The organism is Bacillus sp. FSL K6-1012 (genome assembly GCF_037964915.1).
In the GTDB taxonomy this organism is placed as follows: Bacteria; Bacillota; Bacilli; order Bacillales; family Bacillaceae; genus Bacillus; species Bacillus halotolerans.
In genome coordinates this window covers 1,471,152-1,494,531 of sequence record NZ_CP150175.1, presented here as the reverse complement: position 1 = coordinate 1,494,531, position 23,380 = coordinate 1,471,152, and the positions used below count along the sequence as shown (strand labels likewise).

General features: G+C 41.7%; 25 protein-coding genes and 1 riboswitch. Of the genes, 7 read left to right on the top strand and 18 right to left on the bottom strand.

All coding sequences use genetic code 11. The features are described 5' to 3' along the window. Positions 1 to 49: 49 nt before the first annotated feature. Positions 50 to 916, bottom strand: a complete 867-nt coding sequence (gene glcT, locus NSS75_RS07810) for a ptsGHI operon transcription antiterminator GlcT (RefSeq protein WP_038954190.1) — start codon at positions 914 to 916, stop codon at positions 50 to 52. Between the two features lie 61 nt (positions 917 to 977). After that, positions 978 to 1,943, bottom strand: a complete 966-nt coding sequence (locus NSS75_RS07805; RefSeq protein WP_339236855.1) for a LacI family DNA-binding transcriptional regulator — start codon at positions 1,941 to 1,943, stop codon at positions 978 to 980. A gap of 106 nt (positions 1,944 to 2,049) precedes the next feature. Between NSS75_RS07805 and NSS75_RS07800 the strand changes: the two genes are divergently transcribed. Then, on the top strand, positions 2,050 to 2,175 hold the full coding sequence (locus NSS75_RS07800; protein WP_010334030.1) for a hypothetical protein: 126 nt from the start codon (positions 2,050 to 2,052) through the stop codon (positions 2,173 to 2,175). A gap of 53 nt (positions 2,176 to 2,228) precedes the next feature. Here NSS75_RS07800 and papB read toward each other — a convergent pair whose 3' ends face one another. After that, the gene (gene papB / locus NSS75_RS07795; protein ID WP_101860656.1) at positions 2,229 to 3,323 is read right to left on the bottom strand and encodes a di/tri-peptidase; all 1,095 of its coding nucleotides are present in this window, start codon (positions 3,321 to 3,323) and stop codon (positions 2,229 to 2,231) included. Positions 3,324 to 3,486: 163 nt separating this feature from the next. On the opposite strand from papB, the gene NSS75_RS07790 reads away from it, so the two are divergent. Beyond that, on the top strand, positions 3,487 to 3,702 hold the full coding sequence (locus NSS75_RS07790; protein WP_024121191.1) for a hypothetical protein: 216 nt from the start codon (positions 3,487 to 3,489) through the stop codon (positions 3,700 to 3,702). Between the two features lie 31 nt (positions 3,703 to 3,733). On the opposite strand, the gene NSS75_RS07785 is transcribed toward NSS75_RS07790, so the two are convergent. The 5 genes from NSS75_RS07785 to NSS75_RS07765 all read right to left on the bottom strand — a co-directional run bounded on the left by NSS75_RS07785 (position 3,734) and on the right by NSS75_RS07765 (position 9,012). After that, on the bottom strand, positions 3,734 to 5,647 hold the full coding sequence (locus tag NSS75_RS07785) for a heavy metal translocating P-type ATPase (RefSeq protein WP_101860655.1): 1,914 nt from the start codon (positions 5,645 to 5,647) through the stop codon (positions 3,734 to 3,736). Between the two features lie 238 nt (positions 5,648 to 5,885). Continuing rightward, a complete protein-coding gene (gene stoA, locus NSS75_RS07780) occupies positions 5,886 to 6,386 on the bottom strand; it encodes an endospore biogenesis thiol-disulfide oxidoreductase StoA (protein WP_049809925.1) in 501 nt (166 codons plus the stop codon). Between the two features lie 49 nt (positions 6,387 to 6,435). Further along, on the bottom strand, positions 6,436 to 7,773 hold the full coding sequence (gene ykvU / locus NSS75_RS07775) for a sporulation protein YkvU (protein ID WP_024121188.1): 1,338 nt from the start codon (positions 7,771 to 7,773) through the stop codon (positions 6,436 to 6,438). Positions 7,774 to 7,890: 117 nt separating this feature from the next. Continuing rightward, entirely contained in the window at positions 7,891 to 8,520 is a 630-nt protein-coding gene (locus tag NSS75_RS07770) for a cell wall hydrolase (RefSeq protein ID WP_339236850.1), read from the bottom strand. Between the two features lie 297 nt (positions 8,521 to 8,817). Then, positions 8,818 to 9,012, bottom strand: coding sequence for a hypothetical protein (locus NSS75_RS07765; RefSeq protein WP_010334023.1), 195 nt, complete (start codon positions 9,010 to 9,012; stop codon positions 8,818 to 8,820). Positions 9,013 to 9,176: 164 nt separating this feature from the next. Between NSS75_RS07765 and NSS75_RS07760 the strand changes: the two genes are divergently transcribed. After that, positions 9,177 to 9,362: a YkvS family protein gene (locus NSS75_RS07760; RefSeq protein ID WP_003232446.1), complete on the top strand. Its 186-nt coding sequence runs from the start codon at positions 9,177 to 9,179 to the stop codon at positions 9,360 to 9,362. 120 nt (positions 9,363 to 9,482) lie between these two features. Here NSS75_RS07760 and NSS75_RS07755 read toward each other — a convergent pair whose 3' ends face one another. The 9 genes from NSS75_RS07755 to NSS75_RS07715 all read right to left on the bottom strand — a co-directional run bounded on the left by NSS75_RS07755 (position 9,483) and on the right by NSS75_RS07715 (position 16,769). Then, entirely contained in the window at positions 9,483 to 9,773 is a 291-nt protein-coding gene (locus tag NSS75_RS07755) for a DUF3219 family protein (protein ID WP_024121186.1), read from the bottom strand. Positions 9,774 to 10,055: 282 nt separating this feature from the next. Further along, positions 10,056 to 10,991: a glycosyl hydrolase family 18 protein gene (locus NSS75_RS07750; protein WP_024121185.1), complete on the bottom strand. Its 936-nt coding sequence runs from the start codon at positions 10,989 to 10,991 to the stop codon at positions 10,056 to 10,058. A gap of 95 nt (positions 10,992 to 11,086) precedes the next feature. Next, entirely contained in the window at positions 11,087 to 11,272 is a 186-nt protein-coding gene (locus tag NSS75_RS07745) for a LysM peptidoglycan-binding domain-containing protein (RefSeq protein WP_101860652.1), read from the bottom strand. A 40-nt stretch (positions 11,273 to 11,312) separates the two neighbouring features. Further along, on the bottom strand, positions 11,313 to 12,512 hold the full coding sequence (locus NSS75_RS07740; RefSeq protein WP_101860651.1) for a glycosyltransferase: 1,200 nt from the start codon (positions 12,510 to 12,512) through the stop codon (positions 11,313 to 11,315). A 489-nt stretch (positions 12,513 to 13,001) separates the two neighbouring features. Continuing rightward, entirely contained in the window at positions 13,002 to 13,499 is a 498-nt protein-coding gene (gene queF, locus NSS75_RS07735) for a preQ(1) synthase (RefSeq protein ID WP_024121183.1), read from the bottom strand. Between the two features lie 17 nt (positions 13,500 to 13,516). Next, on the bottom strand, positions 13,517 to 14,248 hold the full coding sequence (gene queE, locus NSS75_RS07730) for a 7-carboxy-7-deazaguanine synthase QueE (protein WP_185848010.1): 732 nt from the start codon (positions 14,246 to 14,248) through the stop codon (positions 13,517 to 13,519). Next, a complete protein-coding gene (queD, locus tag NSS75_RS07725) occupies positions 14,241 to 14,681 on the bottom strand; it encodes a 6-carboxytetrahydropterin synthase QueD (protein WP_101860649.1) in 441 nt (146 codons plus the stop codon). The genes queE and queD overlap by 8 nt, the downstream gene beginning before the upstream one ends. A 1-nt stretch (position 14,682) precedes the next feature. After that, complete coding sequence (queC, locus tag NSS75_RS07720; protein ID WP_024121180.1) at positions 14,683 to 15,342, bottom strand: 7-cyano-7-deazaguanine synthase QueC; 660 nt, start codon at positions 15,340 to 15,342, stop codon at positions 14,683 to 14,685. Between the two features lie 128 nt (positions 15,343 to 15,470). Continuing rightward, positions 15,471 to 15,515: riboswitch (PreQ1 riboswitch) on the bottom strand. A 213-nt stretch (positions 15,516 to 15,728) separates the two neighbouring features. Further along, positions 15,729 to 16,769, bottom strand: a complete 1,041-nt coding sequence (locus NSS75_RS07715) for a hypothetical protein (RefSeq protein WP_101865223.1) — start codon at positions 16,767 to 16,769, stop codon at positions 15,729 to 15,731. A 364-nt stretch (positions 16,770 to 17,133) separates the two neighbouring features. On the opposite strand from NSS75_RS07715, the gene clpE reads away from it, so the two are divergent. The 3 genes from clpE (at position 17,134) to motB (ending at position 21,182) form a co-directional block, all read left to right on the top strand. Continuing rightward, positions 17,134 to 19,233: an ATP-dependent protease ATP-binding subunit ClpE gene (gene clpE, locus NSS75_RS07710; protein WP_339236844.1), complete on the top strand. Its 2,100-nt coding sequence runs from the start codon at positions 17,134 to 17,136 to the stop codon at positions 19,231 to 19,233. Positions 19,234 to 19,609: 376 nt separating this feature from the next. Next, on the top strand, positions 19,610 to 20,425 hold the full coding sequence (gene motA, locus NSS75_RS07705; protein ID WP_024121174.1) for a flagellar motor stator protein MotA: 816 nt from the start codon (positions 19,610 to 19,612) through the stop codon (positions 20,423 to 20,425). Beyond that, complete coding sequence (motB, locus tag NSS75_RS07700) at positions 20,397 to 21,182, top strand: flagellar motor protein MotB (protein ID WP_024121173.1); 786 nt, start codon at positions 20,397 to 20,399, stop codon at positions 21,180 to 21,182. Before motA ends, motB begins: the two co-directional genes overlap by 29 nt. Positions 21,183 to 21,221: 39 nt before the next feature. On the opposite strand, the gene mhqR is transcribed toward motB, so the two are convergent. Further along, on the bottom strand, positions 21,222 to 21,659 hold the full coding sequence (gene mhqR / locus NSS75_RS07695; RefSeq protein ID WP_024121172.1) for a MarR family transcriptional regulator MhqR: 438 nt from the start codon (positions 21,657 to 21,659) through the stop codon (positions 21,222 to 21,224). A 191-nt stretch (positions 21,660 to 21,850) separates the two neighbouring features. Between mhqR and NSS75_RS07690 the strand changes: the two genes are divergently transcribed. Next, entirely contained in the window at positions 21,851 to 23,371 is a 1,521-nt protein-coding gene (locus NSS75_RS07690) for an ATP-binding protein (RefSeq protein ID WP_339236840.1), read from the top strand. The last annotated feature ends 9 nt before the right edge of the window (positions 23,372 to 23,380 follow it).

Below are 23,380 nucleotides of genomic sequence, written 5' to 3'. Positions count from 1 at the left end.
ACTCATGCCTGATCGGATCAGTAACACGTTTTTAAAGGATAAACTGAATTTATGAAATTTTATTGGTTAATCGGTACAGATGAAGCGTGAGATAAACCGCTTCCGCCTCATGAACTGGTTTCTTCAATGTTTGCTGCAAGATTTTAATCAATTTCCAAGCTGTATTGTAGCATAGCGGATATTCATTTTTCAATAACAACATTAATTTTTCTGGTTCTTTAGTCGGTTCCTCTTTTTTAATTCTTTCTATCGTAAATCTGATGTGCCGGATAAGCCGTAAATAGTTGACGCTTTCCTTATTTACTTTCATTTGAAACGAGTCTTCAATCACCTCTACAAGCTGCGCCATCAGCTGAGAGTGCTTATTGACTTCGGACAGCGGGCGATTCGTCAGGGCTGAATGAATATGCAGGGCGATAAAACCGATCTCTCCTTCCGGAAGGCAGATGCCCGCTTTTTCATTGATCATATCAATGACTTCTTTGGCAATCTGATATTCATCCGGATAAAGTGACTGCGTCTCCATTAAAAAAGGATTTTTCATATCAAAGCCCTGCTGCTGCCTTTTGATTGCAAATGCAATATGGTCAGTCAGTGCAATATGAATATGTTCATTTAGTGAGCGGTTTGTCCGATTGCTGATATGGTATATGACATCGTTTGAAATATCAACGAGCTTTTCATCAACATAGTCGAGGAGCTTTTTAAACTGCTTCTGTTCCTTTTCGTCCTTTAAAATGAACATTTTATCGTACCCTTTATCTTCAATCACATCATCTTGTTTTTTTCCGAAACCAATTCCTTTTCCGATCAAAACTACTTCACTGTATTTATGATGAGAAGCAATTAATACGTTATTATTCAGTACCTTTTTCACTGTAAAGGACCCATTCACGATCCTCAGCTCCTTTGTCATTCAATACCTCATATCGTACATAACGAACGGAATGCGCGTCAAACCTTTTTTCATGCTTTCACTAAACAGTCGATCTTTCAATGAGACGGTAATCAAGAACTCTGCTTTCAATCGGCTGACCTTGAATCCTTTTTTCCAGCATGGAAAACGCCTGCTTGCCCATTTCCTTCGCTTGAATATCGATAGTTGATATCCCAAGCAATTGGCTGATTTCATGGTTATCAAAGCTTAAGATCGCAAGTTCATCCGGAACAGACACTTTCTGAGCTTTCGCTTCGAGTAAAAGCCCTGCCGATACCTGGTCATTCGCGACAAAAATAGCCGTCGGCCTTTCTCTCCAGTTGTTCCATTTATGAAAAAGCGCTTTTCCATCGTTCATTGTAATCGCTTTCTCAATCACCCATTCTTCATTGAATGTTTCTCCGATCTCTTCCAATGCTTCTTTATATGCTTTGATGCGAAAATGACTGTTCATGCCTTTTTTTCTCGCTAAGCAAATCGCTATTTTTTTGTGCCCTTTGGCGATTAAATAGTCGAGTCCGTCCCGGAATGCGGCTTGATGAGGAATGCTGATTGTGGAAAACCCGCCCTTGTTTGAATTCTGACAAAGCAATATCGGCCCTTCCCACTCCTTGAGCTTGTCATCAGACAGCGCCTTCGAGCAAAAAATCAAACCGTCAACCTGGCGCTGTTTTAATTGGGACAGCGCAAAGATTTCTTTCTTCACGTCATAATTTGTCTGGAATAAAGAGAGGTGAATACCTGATTCTGCGGCAGCGTCTGAGATTCCCGCCATCAGTTCCGCAAAATAAGGAAGGCCGATCGTCGGCATCACAACACCGATCATGTTTGAAAACCCCTTCGACAAATGCACAGCGTGGACATTTCTTGTGTACTCCAACACTTCCATTGCTTCAAGCACTCTTTTTCTTTTCTCTTCACTTACATAAGGATGATTGTTTATGACTCTGGAAACCGTCGTAACGGAGACACCGGCTTTGTCTGCAATGTCTTTAATATTAGCCATAAATTCCCTTCTTTCTGATTTCCCTTGATCTGGAATGCGTTTCATACAATACGATAAGAACGTACCGACAGATTAGATGTTTTTTTGCTGAAAGGAGAAGATATAAATGGGTTTCTTCATTTTAATTGGATTATGTCTGGCCGTTCTGGGCGGAAGCTGCCTGGCTGTAAGACCGCTCAATCAAAAACATGAAGTGAAACCATTTCGGACGTTTGATGATTTTTTTATTTAAAACAGATAAAAAAGGACGATGTCGAGAACAAAGTCCTTTTTTATCTCTGCCTGTTACGGCAATATCGTTAATTCCTTCGGATATTGAGTAAGCGCAACCGCCCCGTCTTTTGTTACGTGAACGTCATCTTCAATGCGTACGCCGCCAACATCCGGCACATAAATGCCCGGTTCGATTGTGTAAACCATTCCTTCCTGCAGCAGCGTGTCATTGGCTTTGCTCATTGACGGGTACTCATGCACTGAAATGCCGAGACCATGGCCCAGCCGGTGAGGGAAATATTCTCCGTATCCGGCTTTTTCAATGATTCCGCGGGCAGTTAAGTCCAGATCTCCGATTCTCACGCCTGGTTTGCTTGCTTCTATCGCGGCTTTTTCCGCTTGGAGCACCGTCTCGTACATTTCTTCCTGCTTCGGATTGATTGTTTTGTAAGCAAAGGTTCGCGTGATATCAGAGCAATAGCCGTCCATAATAACACCCAGGTCAAACAAGACAAAATCGCCTTTCTTTAATGTGGCTGTTCCCGGGTTTCCGTGAGGCTGACCTGATTTTTTCCCGAATAGCACCATTGTCGAGAAAGACATGCCCTGAATTCCTTTTTTCTTCAACTCATACTCAATCTGAGCGAGAACTTCCACCTCACTGATGCCTTCACGCAAAGCAGCTGTTCCGACTTCAACACCAAAATCGGCAAGCTTCGCCGCCTCTTTCAGCAATTTAATTTCATGCTCGTCTTTCATCAGACGAAACTGGTTAAGTGTTTCTTCTGCTGATACAAATTGAGCCCCTCCAGCTGAATGCTTCAGTTGTTCGGCACGCGAAAGCGAGATTGAATCCTTTTCTACGGCAAGCGTATGTATGCTGACATTTCGTTTTTTGAGTGCTTTTTCAATGAGCTCCCATGGATTTTCGTGATCGGCATAGCCAATAATTTCGTGATTCCATCCGGCATTTCGGGCCTGGTCTGCCTCCATTCCCGGACAAACGAAAAATGGCTCCTCCTCTTGAAAGATAAACAAACCCATTACACGTTCATGCGGCTCTGTATAAAAACCGGTTAAGTAAAATACATTTTCTTTCGTATGAATAAATGCGGCAGTATGCCCCGCTTCCTTCAGCCATGAAGAGACGCGTTGTATTCTATTCATTTCTTGTTCCTCCCTGCCTTTTGCCATGCATTGTTCTTTATATATTGTAACAGGTTTTACGGGTGTTTGCCTTTCACGGCGACTTTCCGTTTTCCATCATTTTATTTCCTGCCGGTCATCTTGTATACTGAGAGGAGAGTTAAATCGCAGGGAGTTGTTCCGTTTGCTGATGAATTTTTTCAGACGTAAGGCAGTTGTTCTATTAACAGTTGGGGGAATTTCCGCTCCTTTTGTCGGTATGAAGCTGGTGGATTTTTATTATTACAGCTCTATCATAGGCTGTGCAGCCGGCTTCCTTTGCTGCATCCTGGCTCTCATCATTGTGATGAAAAGGCCGGATCAAGAGAAAAAGCAAAGGAAGGTAAAACTTGATCCATAAAAAAACAGCAGCCCATTTGGACCGCTGTTTTTTATTTTAAAAGCCTTAAACCGTTTAGAATCACCAAGATCGTACTTCCTTCATGGCCTATAACGCCAAACGGCAATTCCATCACCTGTAAAAAGTTTGCGCAAATAAGCAGGCAAATGACCGCGAGAGAAAATACGATATTCTGCTTTACAATCCTGTTCATTTTCCGTGATAAACGGCACATTTTTACGAGTTTTTTCAAATCGTTTTGCATGAGCACCATATCAGCAGTTTCAAGGGCCACGTCTGTTCCGCCGCCCATTGCAATGCCGACATCCGCCGCTTTTAGTGCCGGCGCATCGTTGATTCCGTCTCCGACCATTGCAATCGTCCCGAATTCTTCTTTTAATCGTTTCACTTCATTTACTTTTTGGTCAGGCAGACATTCTGCTGCAACTGTTGTCATTCCCGCTTCCTTCGCTATCGCTTGAGCCGTGTCCTCGTGATCTCCCGTCAGCATGGCCGTTTTAATCCCCAGACGGCTCAGTTCATCCATGACTTCTTTTGCTTCAGGTCTGATTTGATCTTTCAAAGCGATACAGCCGGCAATTTGATCGTCCTTTTTCACAAACACTATGGTTTGGCCGTTTTGAATGATATCTGATGCAGATTGTTTCAAAAATTGTGCTGACAATTCTTCCCCAATAAATCCTGCCTTTCCGACTTTCCATTTGGCACCCGCCACTTCAGCCATTACACCAAAGCCTGACGTTTCTTCGATTGATATGTAGCCGGACTTGTTGATGCCGCGGCTTTCAGCGTAGCCGGCAATGGCTTGCGCGAGCGGATGGCTGGACTGCTTCTCAATCGCATAGACAGCTTCAAGCACTTCCGTTTCTTCATACCCTTCCGCCAGTCTGACCGTCTCAACCGCGGGCTGGCCTTTTGTTACAGTCCCCGTTTTGTCAAAAGCGATCATTTGCACAGATCCCAGCTGTTCAAGAAATACACTTCCTTTCACTAGCATGCCGTTGCGGGCGCCATTTGAAATCAAGGACAGCGCTGCCGGCATGATGGACGCGACAAGTGCGCAAGGTGACGCCACCACCATAAATACCATCGCGCGATAAAAGGTTTCACTCCAGCTCCAGCCAAGTGCAAAGTGCGGCACAAACAACAGCAGCCCCACCACGATCAGAACGCCTTTTACATATGCATTTTCAAATCGTTCGATAAAAGCTTGCGCAGGTGACACACTGTTTTGCGCAGATTCCACCAATTTGATAATCTTTCGGAATAAAGAATCTTCGCTTGCTTTTGTGACACGGACGGTCAAGGAGCCGTTTCGATTAACAGTTCCCGTATACACAGCGTCGCCGGTGTTTTTTTCTACGGGCATCGATTCGCCCGTTAACGCTGACTCGTCAAGACTTGTAGAACCAGATTCAATGATTCCGTCAGCTGCCACCCGTTCTCCAGGTTTGATTACAATCGTATCACCAGCCTTTATATCTGCAACCGATACTCTTTTGGTTTCACCGTTTACAATCAGCGTTGCTTCTTCAGGCTCAAGCTTCATTAAAGAAGTTAAATCCCTGCTGCTTTTATTCATCGTGTATGTTTCTAAAGCTCCGCTTAAGGAAAAAATAAAGATTAAAACGGCACCCTCTGCCCAGTACCCAATCAATGCGGAACCCACGGCAGCGAAAATCATTAAAAGCTCAACATTCAGCGTTTTGGATTCGAGCGTTTCTTCGATTCCTTCTTTCGCTTTAGCAAATCCGCCGATGACAAAGGCCAGCAAATATAGCGTTACCGATAACAACTGATGTGAGGAAAGGAGCCAGCCTGCTAAAATAAGAGCACCTGACACAAGGGCTGCGATAAGCTCCGCATGCTGGGACCAGCTTTTTTCTGGCTGTTCTGTCTTTAATGGCTGATGCTGATCTTGTTGAAGCATCACTTGTTCATTCATATCGAATTCTCCTCCCTAATTGAGAACGCAAATCATCTTCATTTCTCTTATAAAAAACAAAATCGCCGCCCAGAAGGCAGCTTCATCGTTGATTATTTCATGATGTCTTTCTTAATTATAGCATGCAGAAAAAGAATTTCAATTATAATTATTTTAATTTCTTTTTGATAATAATTATCATTAATGTCTGTTCACCTTTCATTATATGACAAAAAAGCTGAAAGGCTACGCTCTCAGCTTATTCTTTCGTCCATTCTTTCAATTGTTCAGCCGTCATCGGCCCCACTTTTGTTTCTTCAATTTCACCCTGTTCATTCAGCAAAAACGAGGTGGGAATCGTTATAATATGATATTCCTTCATTAAATCCCCTTTTGTGTCGAGAACAATCGGAAAGGTCAGATGGTTTGCTTTGATAAAGTCTTCAACGACTTGCTGATTTTGTTCTGAATTCACTAAATTGACCGTTACCAGCTTCACACTGTCAGATCGATGAGCCTCGTAAAATGATTGGAACTGAGGAAGTTCCTTTTTGCAGGGCGGACACCATGAAGTCCAAAAATGCAGGATCGTTTTCTGTCCTTTATTTGGGATGGAGATATCCTCTCCTTCTATCGTTTTCATGAGGAAAACCGCAGGAACAGCAGGCTGTTTAGTGGCAGCCTGTGCCGAAAGAGGCAGCCATGAAATCATAGCAAATAAGATCAGGCAAATAGCGAGGGGCAAGCGTTTTGTCAACATGGAATCTTCCTTTCATGCTTTTCAAATAGCTTGCCCCGCTAGAGATTTATCATCCTTCAATCCGCGGCGTTCGGTTTCCTCCCGTCAGAAAAACAGATACACGCAGCGCTTTGCAAATCGTTGTATAATGTAGGCTCGTCAGCAAAATCATGCCTGTATTCATCCCAAGGATAATCCCGAGCATTTGCAGGTTTTCCATTGAACCCAGCACATACATCATACTCAGCGCAACGAGATGGCTCCACACGTTGTGATAAAAAGCTTCTTTGACAAAGCCCATCCCGATTAAACATGCCTGAAGGGGCATCACAAATAAATGAAAGAGAAAGTACGGCCACAAAAGCTGCAAATAATACTGTGCTTCAGGAGAGTGAAAAAACAGATGGGTCAGGGGCTCCGCAAACTGGAACATGATCCAGACAGCCGGTATACCATATCCCAACGTGATAAAGATCGACTGCTTCAGCCTTTTTAATACGATGTCATATTGTGAGAGAGAATAAGCTTCAGAAATACTGGGAATCATGACGACCATTAACGAATGGGCGATAAAAGCAGGAAACGACCCTATTGTCACAGCCACTCCGGCCAGCATGCCGTATTGATCGATGGCAGTTGTCCCGGCAACGCCCGCTGCCAAAAGCGCTCCTTTTACTAAAAAAGGCTCAATGGCGTTGACTACAGCGTGGAAAATGCGCAGTCCGGTTGTCGGAATCGATACGGCAAGCAGTCTTTTTCTAACATCTTTCCCGCGTAAATGGATATGCTGCTGAACCGATACCGCACGTCTTGCCAGGATAAACTGTGAATACAAGTAAACAAGCACGATCACATCGCTCACGACAAGGACAAACAGCGAAATCAGCACAGCCATGTCCAGCTCAAACGAGTACCATTGAAAGAAGATGAACAAGCACAACAGCTGAATGATTTTTTTCAGGACATTAGCGATTGCGATCTTCCCCATTTTTTGCACACCCATAAAGTAGCCTCTGGCAATTGACGTAAAGGCGACAATAGGAATCAAGCCGATGACAATTCCTTTGATAAACGGGTGATATGTATCAAACACCGGAATAAAAGGAAGCGCAATACTGGCGGCGGCGGTGGAAAAGGCCGTGAAAACAGCTGTCATTCTGAAGGCGTGCCTCAGCATGCTTTCATGGAGCTTTGGATTTGATTCAGCGATAAATTTAGAAATTGATATTGGCAGCTCCAAGCTTGCGATGACAATAATTAAAAAGATGGTAGGCAAAATACTCATGTAAAGCCCCATCCCGTGCTCGCCAAGCTCGCGCGCCAAAATCATATTCACGACAAATTCAAGGCATTCAGCGAAAAAGGCGGCAATGGATAAAAGAATAATCCCTTTTACAAATCGATTCATGATGTCTCTCCTTGTCTCTTGTACTACCAACATCATATGAGACAAGTTCAAAAATTATTTTATTTTTACTCTTTCTATAAAAAAAAGCACAGCTGAGACCAATGGTCTCTTCTATGCTTATATGGCAAAGACATGCCTGCCGATTTTTTCAATGATTTTCCTTGAGCGAATCCAGTCATCTGACGCCGTTTTCGGGTTATAAAAGAAAAGGGCTTCTGTTTCTCTGTCCTTAGATGACATCGCTTCTTCAACAGCCTCAATTGATTCTTTGTCTGGCTCTTGATTAATGCTTCCGTTTGCGACAGGTTCAAAGGCATTTTTCTGATAAATAACCCCTCTGATTGTATCGGGAAAGCCCTTCTTATCCGTCCTGTTCAGCACAACGCTTGCAACAGCGACCTTGCCTTCATAGGATTCGCCCTTCGCCTCTGCGTGAACGAGTCGGGAAAGCAATTCTTTTTCAGACTCAGAATAAGTTTCTTTCTTCTCATTCGTTTTCTCTGATTGTTCTTTTTCTTTCTTTTCAGTGTTCGCTGATAGCTTGATCGGCTTTATTTTTTTCTTGTCCTCATCAGCAGACAGTGAAGAGAAAGATGTGTCTGTGTCGTGATTTATATGGGTAAGCAGCTTAGCTTCTTCATGTTTTGTCTTCTTTGCGTTCAGTAGTGAAGCTTGTGTATGTTCAATTTTCGAAGCAGGCATGAAACAAAGAAGAAAAACAGCTAGCGCAGTAAATTTTGTCGTCATACAGTTTCCTCCTTAAAGTGCTCAAAAAACACTTCATAACCTTAACAAGAGATCAAATCAATTTCACGGAAAAAGATTTTCCAACTCTCCCAAACAGGTATCAGGATGGAATATACCGGGTGACGCACTGATTAATGGCAAAAAAACAGCGTGATTTTCTATAAATCTTGTCATTCCAAGGCATATTTATCCATTTTTGTAATTTTACATTTTATTTACGTCTGTTACATCATTTGTAATAAAAGCCTGGCGTTCTGTCATATATGATAAAAAGGCTTCTCACTTATGAGAAACCTTTTAGCTTCTTGGCTGTTCTAAATATTGAAACACCACATCTCCGCCTTGCTGGGCAATGCCTCGGAAATGCTTAAAATCGTCCTGTTTCGATAAAACGGCCCTGAAATCAAGAAAGTGTTCTTTTTGGACTCTCAATTCTTTTATTTCACCAGTACGAAGCTGTTCAATCTGTTCTGTTATGTCTTCGGGACGCAATCAAAACTCCCCCTTATCAATCTTTGAACGAAAATCAATATATCATTTTTCCTGCGCCAGGACAATTCCTTAGGACGATAAAACTCCTTATCGCTTTACTTCTCAATAAAAATACTGTTTAATACTTTCAAAAGGAATTATTATGTTTAAAGGAGAGGAAGCTTGTGAAAATCGCTAAGGTCGGAAACGTCATTGAATTTAAAAACGGATTAACCGGTGTTGTTGAAAAAGTTAATGAGAATTCTGTTATCGTAGATGTTACCATTATGGATAACTATCGGGATCTTGAGCTAGATTCACTGACTGTTGTTAATCATAAAAATTACAAGATCATCAGAGACTCCTATTAAATCCTCCTTCATCCACACGCATTCGCAAAAACTGCAAGACGAACAATTAAACACCTTACATATCAAATTAGCTTTCTCAAAAGCTGCCGGCCGGCAGCTTTTTTACATAAAAAACACCGATTATGAATCGGCGTTCGTGTCTGTTTCCGTTATTTCGATATAAAATTCACTCACGGCTCCCGCTTCGTACAGGTTGGTCAATGACGTTGAATAATTTGTGATTTCACCGCGGAAGGCAAGATTTTGTTCCGGAACTGCGACGTTAAATGTCTTTTCATATAACAGCACAGCGATATCATGATAAGTCTCACTGGTAACATGTAAGGTAAAGGCAATTTTCCGCTTCGGCTCGCTCTCTTCTTGATATGTTGACATTTCTAACGTGACATCGTTTAAACGCAATGTTTTCACTCGGTATCACTCCTTATCAGTTCATGCATCTTAACATAAAGCCGTTAACGTTTACAATGAATCTGTTCTGAGCATTATTTTAACCATTTCTTTAAAAAAGACGCCTTTACAAACATACGTTCGATATTTTATAATAAAACAGACGAGCTGCCATCCAGCATCCCGTCTTTTCATTAGAAGGTGACGAGTGGCATTCCCCCCGGATTCACTCGTCTTTTTTATGTATAAAATCCCCTGCATTCCGCAGGAGAAACTATATTAACGATTATTAACCGCCTCCGCTTATATATTTTTAAACACTCTATTCCAGACTGACGAATCTTCTTGTCCAAGACTCCAGCTGCCAAGACCTTTTAGGTTATATTTTTGAACGAGTTTTATTTTTGCTCTGAGTGACTGTTCATTTTCGAACCATAATGTATATGTTCCTGGAGGTAATAGATCCTTCTTATCGTGTTTGATCGTAAAAACAGCTTTTGGAGACTGACTCTTTATGTCAAAAATAATTGTACCGTTATGCCTTTTTACTAATGAGTTAACAAGGTAAAGTGAAATGGCTTGTGAGTTAGATTGGTCTTGCATCCAGCAACGGCCATAGAAAGGCAATCCTAAAACCAGTTTTTTGGGAGAGATTTTTTGGGCTAGAGCATATTGAATGGACTTTTCCACCCATCCTACACTTGCAGTAGGCCCAGCAAGGCGGCTTTCATCATAGGCCATAACCATTAGATAGTCCGCATGTTTAGCTAAATTCTCATAATCATATAATCCGTGCCAGCCCTTCGTCCAGCCAAAAGGATTTGCTGCCACTGCAACTGATACCTCTTTGTGCCTAGGAATACCTTTTCTTACTAATCTAACGAAATCCGTAAATGCCTGCCGATCTTTCTCTGTAAGGTTTTCTATATCGATATTGACCCCGTCTAGATCCAGTTCTTCTATTGCATTAGAAATTTGTTTAGCCAAAACCACTCGTTTCTTTAACGCAACTCGACCCAAATCCTGATTCCAATGATTGCTTAAAAAAGGAACTACTTTTAATTTTCTTCTATGAAGAGCTTTAATCACATCAGGATTAGCTGAACGGAGAAGTAGTGATCCATTTTTTCTGATATAGAAAAAGTCAGGTGACACGACTTTTAATACTCCGTTCGTTTGATCAACATGATGAATAATATCATAACCTAATCCAGAATAGAAATAGCTCATTTGAAACATCTCATAACCCCTTCATTCTCAAAGATATCAAGTTTTAACAAATAAAATATGAAGATTGATCATTCCAATTTGTTTCGTTTCCGAAACCTCATAAATTACCTTTCTCTTATCTTTATCATTTGTCCGGGATAAATTCTATCTGAAGAAAGCTTATTAAGATTCATAAGTTGTTGTACCGGAATATTAAAGGATTTTGAAATCGTCCATAATGTATCCCCGGATTCCACACAATATACTTCATATGTCACGGGAAATTCCATATAACGAGGCGTTCTTTTCACTTCTGTTTTGGTTTTTTCCCTTCATTTATATTACTCTCCTTTAGAAAAATTTATTTTTAACATCTCTAGACCGTTTCTTTCTAATCTTAATGATTTGTCCCGCATATATCTGATCTGATTTGAAATGATTTAGCTCCATGATTTGTTTAAGGGGAATATTATACTTTATGGCGATTTTCGTTAATGTTTCACCGGGAGCAACATGATGGATCACGTAATTTTCTTTGAGAACATCAACATAATGAATGGTTTCCTCTAGGTTTCTTAAGATTCCTCTGCTTTTTAGCACCTCAAGCATTCTCTCAGCTCTATGCCGATAGGAATCATTCTTTACAGCCTTTTTACCGTTTATCCGAATCTTCTTTCTCTCGCTATCATGATTCAAATAGTATTTAACCTTTTCAAATGTTTCTTTTGGGGAAGATGAAACGATGAGATCGCGGCCAGGTTTGAATTTACCTCGAACTGCTGGGGTATCCGATGTCAATAAAACCCCTCCGGAACCAAGAATCTCATAGGTGCGCTGCGTAAGCTGGCTTTCACAGTTTTGCAAACCGAGAATGATTTTTGCTGAACTGTAAACTTTATATGCTTCAGTATAATCAAGGTATCCATGAATCCAATTCCGGGGAATTTCTCTTCCTATATGTTTGCTCATTTTCTCCCAATTTTTCCCCCAAAAATCAATGCGAATACCATTTTGTATGAGAGGACGAATAAGCGTTTTTAAAGAGGACGAGCGGAACACTTCCGGATGTTCTTCAAGAAAATTAGGGTAAGCATTAGCCACCACCGCTATATCACAGCTATATTTGTCCAATGGTTTAATCTGATGATGTATACTTTCGTGATATGCAAAGTCTAAATGAGCCGCTTTTATCCCCATCCTTTCATAAGTTTTACACAGAGAAGGTGTAACGGTGAAAACAAAATCCGGTTTCATCTTTTTAATTAACGGGATAGTAAAGTTTTGAGTGTGCAGCGGGTCTTCAGTTGCCCAATAAACGAGGGGGATCTTCACCTTTTTAGTAGCATTGCGGATCCAGGCTTGCTTTTCTCTTGAATGCTCTGGTGTCCAACCCATAGATACGATTAGATCTGGTTTGAATTCTTCTATCATTTCAGTAACATTTTCCCGACTTACAGGGCCCGAAATCATTACGGTATGGCCTGCTTCACTAAACCCATTTGGTAAACCATAGAGCCACATAGGATGACTCTCTAGAAAAAGAATTTTCACACATGTTCGTCCTCTCTTTCACTTTTTTATGCTCTACTTATTGGTATGTATTTGTAATATAACTTGTGACGGTACTAGTCTATACAAAACGTTCAGATATGAGATGACGTAATAGCTTCCTGAAAAATTACATTCTAAGAGAACGAAAAATAATCGTTTCTCTCGTCGACACGAAAAAATATAACAGAAGCTGAAAAATACTTTCGGTATTGCCGGATACGCCATCCATATATAATGAGAAATAAAAATTATAATCATCATTTAATAGCTTGTGCGGATGCCCCACAGAAAAGAAAGCGATCTACAAAATACTTTCCTTTGATTTCGCTAGACTTTCTGCCAAAAAAACTTACGTTAATATATTGATTTTTGCATAAAAGAAAAAGACGTACACATTTGTACGTCTTAAATTACCTCTGCAATATCAACTTTTCACTGCATAAAAGTCACACTAGGTCACACTTTTATTGGACTTAGTGTGGGTTCTCATTAGCGATTATCAATCGTCTCCGGATACAAGTCATGATTCATCATACGGTACTCGGCCATTTCCTCATACTTCGTGCCAGGTTTTCCGTAGTTTGTGTACGGATCAATGGAAATTCCGCCTCTTGGCGTGAATTTGCCCCATACTTCAATGTAGCGCGGGTCCATTAATTCAATCAAGTCATTCATGATGATGTTCATGCAGTCTTCGTGGAAGTCTCCATGGTTTCTGAAGCTGAACAAGTACAGTTTTAGTGATTTGCTCTCCACCATTTTTTCATCAGGAATATAGCTGATGTAAATTGTTGCAAAGTCAGGCTGCCCTGTTTTCGGACATAAAGATGTAAATTCAGGGCAGTTGAATTTTACAAAGTAATCACGGTTTACATGTTTATTCGGGAAGGATTCGAGCACGTCCGGCGCATATTCGAATAAATAGTTTGTTCCTTGGTTGCCAAGCAGTGTTACACCTTCTAATTCTGATTCTTTTCTTGTCGTCATATTTATCTTCCTTTCTATTAAACTCCTCGTTTGTTGCCCCATAACAGGGTATGCAGCTGCGGAAGCACTCTGACAAGATTCAGCTCCGCATCGGCAGCTACCTGATCAACGAGCGCTTCATATTTTCCAAGCAAATGTGCAATGAGTGATTTGTCGTCTGCCGTATGCACATCATCGTTACCGACTTGCAAATAAAACGGTATTCCCGGGTAGCGTTTGTGTACAGTTTTGGCAAACTCGAGATCTTCATCATTAAAAATGACAACCTTCAAGCTGACAGCATGCTGTCTGTTATTCTCTTTCAGTGATGTCAAAATGTGATCCAGCTTATTAAAGTTCGTCACCATTTTCGAGCTTGGCGGTTTTGGTGAAATCGTCAGATCATCGATCAGTGTAAACCAATCCTGATAGACTGTCCCCTGTGTCTCGAGAGCTGCACGGATATTGTTTTCCTTCAGCAGTTCTATCAAAGCATCCAGCTGTTTTAACAGCGCCGGGTTTCCGCCGGAGATTGTTACGTGGGAAAACGCGTCTCCCCCAATCCCCTTAAGCTCTGAAAAAATCTCCTCGGCTGTCATCCAGCGAATATCTTTTTTAGCAGATCCGTCCCAAGTGAAGGCGGAGTCACACCAGCTGCAGGAGTAATCACAACCGGCCGTGCGGACAAACATTGTCTTCTGTCCGATCACCATGCCTTCCCCTTGAATCGTCGGGCCGAAAATTTCTAATACAGGAATGCCTTTAGCCATTCAAACCACCCTTTTTCGGACGGTATACACAATAACTGGTCGGTGTTTCACGGACAAACACCTGCACACAGCTTGGTTTATTCTCAAGTGTGTTTAAATAAGCCTGCACTTTGTCATAGATCGTTTTCGCCACGACTTCAGTTGTCGGCAGTGAATACCGGTCTTCCTTAGAAAATTCTTCATGATCATTTAAAAGCGTATGGTCATATGAGCCGTGAACCAGCTTTTTGAGCACACTGAAATTCACGAGAAAGCCGGAATTGTCAAGCTCATCACCGGCAACGGTAATATTTACGGTATACGTATGCCCGTGAACCCTGCTGCACGCTCCCGCACTTTCACGCGGAATAAAATGAGCAGCAGAAATTTGCATGTCCTTATTCAATTCAAATGAATAAGGATGCTGGACCTGTGGATATATTTGAGATAACAATTTATGCCCGCTCTCCTTTCATCGCCATATACTCTTCATAGCCTCTGGAGCGAAGATGACATGCAGGGCATTCGCCGCAGCCATCTGCGATGATGCCGTTATAGCATGTAAGCGTGTTGTTTTTCACAAAATCAAGCGCGCCAAGCTCATCTGCAAGCTTCCACGTTTCCGCCTTATTCAGCCACATGAGCGGTGTATGAATCACAAATGGCTTCTCCATGGCCAGGTTAACCGTCACATTGCAAGATTTAACGAATTCATCACGGCAGTCAGGATAGCCGCTGAAATCCGTTTCGCAAACGCCCGTGATAATATGGCGGGCGCCAATTTGGTACGCCAGGATAGACGCAAAAGATAAGAATACTAAGTTACGGCCTGGAACAAATGTTGATGGCAGCTCGCCGTCTTTTGCTTCAATTTCTATATCATTTCTCGTCAGGGCATTAGGCGCAAGCTGGTTCAAAAGTGACATATCAAGCAAATGATTTTTCACACCAAGCTTATCCGCAATCCCCTTCGCCACTTCAACTTCCTGCGAATGACGCTGATTATAATGAAATGTTACAGTTTCAACTTCTTCAAATTCCTTTAACGCCCACAGTAAACATGTGGTACTGTCTTGGCCGCCGCTGAATACGACAATTGCTTTTTCCTTTTTCATGATTCCTCTCCTTCTCCGCTATAAAAATCTCGGCGAGAGACATCGCTACAACTGTTAAATATAAAAAAACACCTTTTTGGAAAGGTGCTCTAGAAAAACATAAAAAAGGCCGTATCCAAGGATACAGCACGTCCTTAGTTTTTTATAGAGGGTGTAGCTAGAACCTCTCCCGCATATCGAACGGATTTTCTTCAATTTTTCACTTCTGCTATCTTACCATAATGTTGTTTTTATTGACAATAAAAAAGATAGCCGAAAAGCCTGTCTCATTTTTTCCGCCTTGATCCTTTTACACAGCGAAAATACCTAATTAAGATCCGTTTCGGGCTGGCGCAGGGTCTAACATAAACATTTGCTTCATTATTATATATGTTTCAATATTGTGATTACAAACTGCGCCGGGGGAGCTTTTTACAGACCAAAGCGCCTATGAAAGCCAAGCTCACATAGCCAAACAGTGGGTAAATGGTTGAAATGAGCTTGCCGTAGCCGATTTGACTCGTGATATAAGCCGTAATCATTATTGCCGCAAAAATATATTTACTTTTTATAGGAAGAAAGCTCTTCACTTGTTTTTCCAGCCCATAAAGGTTTCCGATCACCGATGTGAACACTTCGCCGAATATAATCAACAAATAAATCAAATGTACAGATCGCGCGAAGAGGTAAACCACTTGAGCCATCGGAATATCGTACAAAAATACATCCGGGAGCATCGACAAAGACAAAAAACTTGCGGAAAGCACAATTGTCAGCATTGTACCGCCGATGAAAGCGCCTTTTTTTATCACCTGTTCCGAAGACATTTCATTCGCCAGCGGCACCAAAACAGCCTGGGCAAGCGATAAATTCAAGGCTCCGTACGACACTGCTGATAATAGCCAGTCCCATCGATGCGGCCACACCCACTGAGCTGTATTCCGCGTCTCACTGAAAATAAATGAATCGGCCACCACAATCATAGAAAAGATAATCAAAAGCGGTACAACAAACACATTCACACCGAAAATGCCTTTTACTCCTCTTGTCATCACAATCAAACTTAATCCAATTGTGATCAGCATTCCAATCTGAGCGGACATCCCAAGCTGTTCCTCAAAAAGCGCTCCTGCCCCCGACAGCATGACAGATGTGACACCGAGAAGAACGAACAGCATAAAGACATTGATAATCCGTCCGGCAGCCGCCCCGAACAAGTATATATTCATTTCCTGATAGGACTTGGCATTGATTCGCTTTGAAATGATCATCAGCTTTGCGCCTAAAAACGTGAACATCCCGCCGCTTATAATAATACCAAGCAATCCGAACCAGCCGAACTTCAGAAAAAACTCAACAATTTCCCTGCCAGTTGCAAATCCCGCTCCGACGACTGTGCCTACATACACAAAAGCGAGCTGATGTGCAGACCCTTTTGATTGTTCCATTTCTCCCCTCCGAACCAACCGCAGTATTGTCCTTTTAGCCTTTTTATAGCCTATGAGACAAGTTCCTTGAAAAGACGAACAAAACATGTTTTACTGTGTAACAATTCAAAAATATTTTTGAGCAAAAGCCTTGAAAGTCAAAAAAAGTCAGAGTATACTATTCATCAAAGAAGGTCAAACCAGCCGTCTTTTTATATTATTTCATTGGTCAAAGTTAGTCAAAAACAAGACTGCTTTGAGCAAATGGTTTTGAAAGCCAGTGAATCTGGCGTATACTAATAGTCAAAGAAGGTCAAATAAGTCGGCCTTTTTTTCTAAACCGATTGGTCAAAGATGATCAAATTTTATAAGGAGGTTTTGGCAAATGCGTTGTCAACACTGTCATCAAAACGAGGCGACGATTCGCCTTAACATGCAAATAAATTCCGTTCATAAACAAATGGTTTTATGTGAAACTTGCTATCACGAACTGACCCGTAAACCTTCAATGAGCATGGGTCCTCAATCTTTCGGTTTTCCGTTTGAACAAGCATTCCAGCCGAAAGAACAAAGCGCAGCTAAGCAAAGCGAGAAAAAAGGATTGCTTGATGAACTGACGCAAAATATTACAAACGGCGCAAAAGCCGGTCTGATTGATCCCGTCATCGGCCGTGATGAAGAAGTTGCGCGTGTGATCGAGATTCTTAACCGCCGCAACAAAAACAATCCGGTTCTGATTGGAGAGCCTGGTGTAGGGAAAACAGCAATTGCAGAAGGGCTCGCTTTAAAAATCGCTGAAGGCGATGTTCCAAATAAATTGAAAAACAAAGAGCTTTACTTGCTTGATGTCGCATCCCTTGTTGCAAACACTGGCATCAGAGGTCAATTTGAAGAAAGAATGAAACAGCTGATCACTGAGCTGAAAGAGCGCAAAAATGTCATTCTTTTCATTGATGAAATTCACCTTCTCGTTGGGGCAGGCTCTGCAGAAGGCTCAATGGATGCAGGTAACATTCTCAAACCTGCTCTTGCCAGAGGCGAGCTGCAGGTTATCGGAGCGACAACACTGAAAGAATACCGCCAAATTGAAAAAGATGCTGCGCTGGAAAGACGTTTTCAGCCTGTCATGGTGCAGGAGCCTACAATTGAACAAGCGATCAGCATTCTGCAAGGAATTAAAGACAAATACGAAGCATACCATGGCGTGACATTCAGCGATGAAGCACTGAAAGCCTGTGTCACTTTATCATCACGCTACATTCAGGACAGACATCTGCCGGACAAAGCGATTGATTTATTAGACGAAGCTGGATCTAAAGCCAACCTGTTAATTGATGATTTGAATGATGAAGATGCAGCTGAACGGCTGACTGCAATTGAAGCAGAAAAAACAAAAGCGCTGGAAGAAGAGAATTACGAATTGGCAGCAAAACTCCGTGATGAAGAAATCGCACTGGAGAAAAAACTGAACAGCTCTTCTTCACATTCCGCCGTCACAGTGGAAGCTGAGCACATTCAGGATATCGTAGAACAAAAAACAGGCATTCCTGTGGGAAAACTGCAGGCAGATGAGCAAACAAAAATGAAAGAGCTTGAAGCAAAGCTTCACGAACGCGTCATCGGACAAGAAGCGGCTGTTCAAAAAGTGGCAAAAGCGGTCAGACGCAGCCGCGCCGGCTTAAAATCAAAAAACAGACCAGTCGGCTCCTTCCTCTTTGTCGGACCAACCGGCGTAGGGAAAACAGAGCTTTCTAAAACCCTGGCGGATGAATTATTCGGTACGAAAGATGCCATTATCCGTCTCGATATGAGTGAATACATGGAGAAACATGCCGTATCGAAAATTATTGGTTCACCGCCTGGATACGTCGGTCATGAGGAAGCCGGACAATTAACGGAAAAAGTGCGCCGCAATCCATACAGCATCGTGCTGCTTGATGAGATTGAAAAAGCGCACCCAGATGTTCAGCATATGTTCCTGCAAATTATGGAGGACGGCCGCTTAACGGACAGCCAAGGCAGAACCGTAAGCTTTAAAGACACCGTCATTATTATGACAAGCAATGCAGGCACTGGTGAAAAACAAACGAAAGTCGGTTTCCAATCAGAAGACAGCGTGATTGAAGAACAAACATTAATTGATTCACTCAGCATGTTCTTTAAACCTGAGTTTCTCAACCGATTTGACAGCATCATCGAATTCCGTTCCCTTGAAAAAAAGCATCTGATCAAAATCGTCAGCCTTCTTCTTGGAGAATTGGAAGAAACATTGGCAGAACGAGGCATCAGCTTGAGTGTTTCAGATGAAGCGAAAGAAAAAATCGCTGAGCTGGGTTACCATCCTTCATTCGGTGCGCGCCCGCTCAGAAGAACGATCCAGGAATGGGTTGAGGACGAAATGACTGATCTGCTGCTTGACAATAACGAGATTGCAAGTTTTCACGTCACAGTAGAAAATGATAACATCAAAGTTCAGGCAAAATAAAAATCAGCGGCTTCCTTTTCAGGGAAGCCGCTTTTTATGTGAAAACCTTCTCTCGTCCGAGAACATGTCATTCCATCCCCTGAAGCGCTCATCTCCTTCTTTCTTTAAGGAGGGATGGAGCATGTTTATCTATAATGAATATTTATTTCTATTGTTATACGAAAACCGTTTAGAGAATCAGATACGCACCAATCAATCCCGGCACCTTAAAACCCGCGGCCTTTTTCATGCTGAAAAGCCTGCGTTTGTTTATTTCTCCCTTCTATGTATCTTCCTTGAATATTTCATGAACAATTTCACAATGTCCCTAAAGTTCCAGACACTGATACCGATATTAACCATAGACAAGCTAGTAAAAAAGGATTTGGTGAAAATTATGGATAAAACTTCGATTATCGGTATTATTCTTGCTTTTGTTGCATTGAGTGTGGGAATGGTTCTGAAAGGCGTCAGTTTCGCTGCTCTTGCAAATCCCGCTGCCATTTTAATTATCATCGCCGGAACGATATCAGCGGTAGTCATTGCGTTCCCAACGAAAGAAATCAAAAAAGTGCCTGTGCTGTTCCGTGTGCTATTTAAAGAAAACAAACAGCTGACAATAGAAGAACTCATTCCTATGTTCTCTGAATGGGCTCAGCTTGCACGCCGTGAAGGCCTGCTGGCTTTGGAAGCAAGTATTGAAAATGTAGATGACGCGTTTCTGAAAAACGGTCTCAGCATGGCTGTTGACGGGCAAAGCGCAGAATTTATCAGAGATATCATGACTGAAGAAGTTGAAGCGATGGAGGAAAGACACCAGGCCGGAGCCGCTATTTTTACACAGGCGGGAACTTACGCGCCGACACTTGGGGTGCTCGGTGCTGTTATCGGACTGATCGCCGCACTTTCTCATATGGACAATACAGATGAGCTTGGTCACGCCATCAGTGCAGCCTTTGTAGCCACCCTTCTCGGTATCTTTACGGGATATGTATTATGGCATCCTTTTGCAAACAAATTAAAACGCAAGTCAAAACAGGAAGTCAAGCTCCGTGAAATTATGATTGAAGGCGTCCTGTCCGTTTTAGAAGGACAGGCACCGAAAGTGATCGAGCAGAAACTTTTAATGTACCTTCCTGCGAAGGACCGTTTGAAATTTGCAGAACGAGAAGGAGAGGCGCAAAATGGCGAGAAAAAAGAAGAAGAAGCATGAGGACGAGCACGTTGATGAATCATGGCTGGTTCCTTACGCCGATATCCTTACCCTTCTCCTAGCATTGTTTATTGTGCTGTACGCGAGCAGCTCGATTGACGCAGCTAAATTTCAAATGCTTTCAAAATCATTTAATGAAGTCTTTACAGGCGGGACCGGCGTATTGGATTATTCCAGCGTCACCCCTCCTAAAAATGAGTCAGACGGAATCGACGAAGTGGAAAAGGAAAAAGAAGAGAAAAAGGAAAACAAGAAAGAAAAGGAAAAAGCAGCTGATCAAGAAGAACTTAAAAACGTGCAGAGCCAGGTGGAAAAGTTCATTAAAAATAAAAAGCTGGAGCATCAGCTGGAAACAAAGATGACTAAGGAAGGCCTGCTGATCACGATTAAAGACAGCATCTTCTTTGATTCAGGAAAAGCGACCATCCGCCAGGAAGACATTCCGCTTGCAAAAGAGATTTCAAACCTTCTTGTGATTAATCCGCCGAGAAACATCATTATCAGCGGACATACAGACAATATGCCGATTAGAAATTCAGAATTTCAGTCCAACTGGCATTTAAGTGTGATGAGAGCCGTAAACTTCATGGGGCTTCTGATTGAGAACCCTAAGCTCGATGCCAAAGTGTTTAGTGCCAAAGGCTATGGTGAGTATAAACCGGTGGCCTCCAACAAAACTGCGGAAGGCCGAAGCAAAAACAGGCGGGTTGAGGTTCTCATCTTGCCAAGAGGCGCAGCGGAAACAAATGAAAAATAGTAAAAAAGGAAGCCTGATCTATCACAAGGCTTCCTTTTTTTACTTATTATGAAACTGTTTTGCGTTTAATCCTACTCTTTTTAACATTTCAGTGCACATTTCAACTTCTTCTTCGCTTAATACGCTGATCATTTCATCAATTTCAGCTGCATGATCAGGGAAAATATCATCCAAAAGACTGATGCCTTTTTCGGTAATTTGTGCAAATGTTACTCGTCTGTCTGTAGGCGACGCTTTCCGAATAAGGAGCTCTTTTTGCTCAAGCTTATCTACGACGTAGGTGATGCTCCCGCTGGCCAAGAGTATTTTATCCCCTATCTGCTGCAGCGGCTGATCACCTTTATGATATAACAGCTCCAGCACAGCAAATTCAGTAGGATTCAGTCCATGCTTATGAATATGCTTATTCATATGATCATTAATAGACCGATACGCGCGTGACAGCACGATAAATAACTTCAGTGATTTTTCTGTCATGTCTCAATCATCCTTTTAGAAACCGTTACAGAGAAACATTAATAAACAAATACCGAAATGTCAATAAAAATCTTTCCAATATTTCTCTTCTTTTTTTTATTCTTGTGAACAACATATTTTTCTTAATTATTTTGGTTATTTTTTCTTATTAAACAAGAAGAAACAATGATATAATACCTCTAATCAGGTGTATGTTGGAGCGATGCAAATTGAAAATACTAAAAGGCGCCTGCGGGAGAATTAAGCTTTATATTGCACTAGTAGTGATTCCGGCACTCGTCATAAGCTTTTTCGTCTATGAAAAAGAAAAAGAAACAATAGCTGCAGAACATAAGCAAGAAGCCAGTGTTATGCTGAACCTTCACCGCAACAAAATAAATTATTTAATCGGGGAAACAAAAGCGAGAATGACGTCCTTGTCTATCGCTATCGACAGACCGATAGATATGAATAAAATGAAAACTGTTTTGGAAAAAACGTTTGATTCCGAACCAAGGTTTTCCGGTCTTTATTTTCTCAATGCTAAAGGAGATGTCACTGCCAGCGCAACAGAATTAAAAACTAAAGTCAATCTGGCCGACAGATCCTTTTTTACAAAAGCGAAAAAAACAAAAAAGACTGTCATTACAGACAGCTATTCAAGCAGGATCACAGGCCAGCCGATTTTTACAATTTGTGTTCCCGTGCTGGATGAAAAGAAAAATGTCACAGATTATCTTGTGGCAGCTATACAAATTGACTATCTGCAAAACCTGATTAACTTGCTGAGCCCTGATGTCTATATTGAGGTTGTGAACGAAAATAACAAAATGATTTTCTCAAGCGGACAGGCTTCTCACGCAAGAGATCAAAAACCTGTCAGCGGTTATCTTGATGATATCAGCTGGAATATGAAAGTATATCCGAATCCTGTCACAATAGAAGAGCTGAGTAAAAGCCTTGTGCTCCCTCTTTCCTGTATTATAGTCTTGCTGAATATTCTTTTTATTCTTGTACTTTATTATTTGCTGAAGCGGCGGACCCAGCTGGAACGCACGGAAAATGAGCAGCAAAAATTAGAGCTGATCGGAACGCTTGCTGCCAGCACGGCTCACGAAATCCGCAATCCGCTCACCGGCATAAGCGGTTTTATTCAGCTGCTGCAAAAGAAATATAAAGGTGAAGAAGACCAGCTGTATTTTTCAATTATCGATCAGGAGATTAAACGTATCAACCAAATTGTGAGTGAGTTTTTAGTTCTCGGAAAACCGACAGCTGAGAAATGGGAGCTTAACTCGCTTCAGGATATTATCGGAGAAATTATGCCGATCATCTATTCTGAAGGAAATTTATATAATGTGGAGGTAGAGTTAACATTTTTAACTGATAAACCTCTAAAAGTAAAATGTACAAAAGATCATATTAAACAAGTCATTTTGAATGTTGCGAAAAATGGCCTTGAGTCTATGCCGGAAGGCGGCAAACTCACAATTTCCTTAGAAGCAGTTGATAAAAAGGCCATTATAAAAGTGATGGATAACGGTGAAGGGATATCACAGGAAATGCTGGATCATATCTTTCTTCCATTTGTCACTTCTAAAGAAAAAGGAACCGGCCTCGGGCTAGTCGTATGTAAACGGATCGTGCTGATGTACGGAGGTTCCATTCATATAGAAAGTGAAGTACGAAGAGGAACCGAGGTTACTATTACCCTCCCCGTCTCCTCTTCCTAGCCCCCTGGC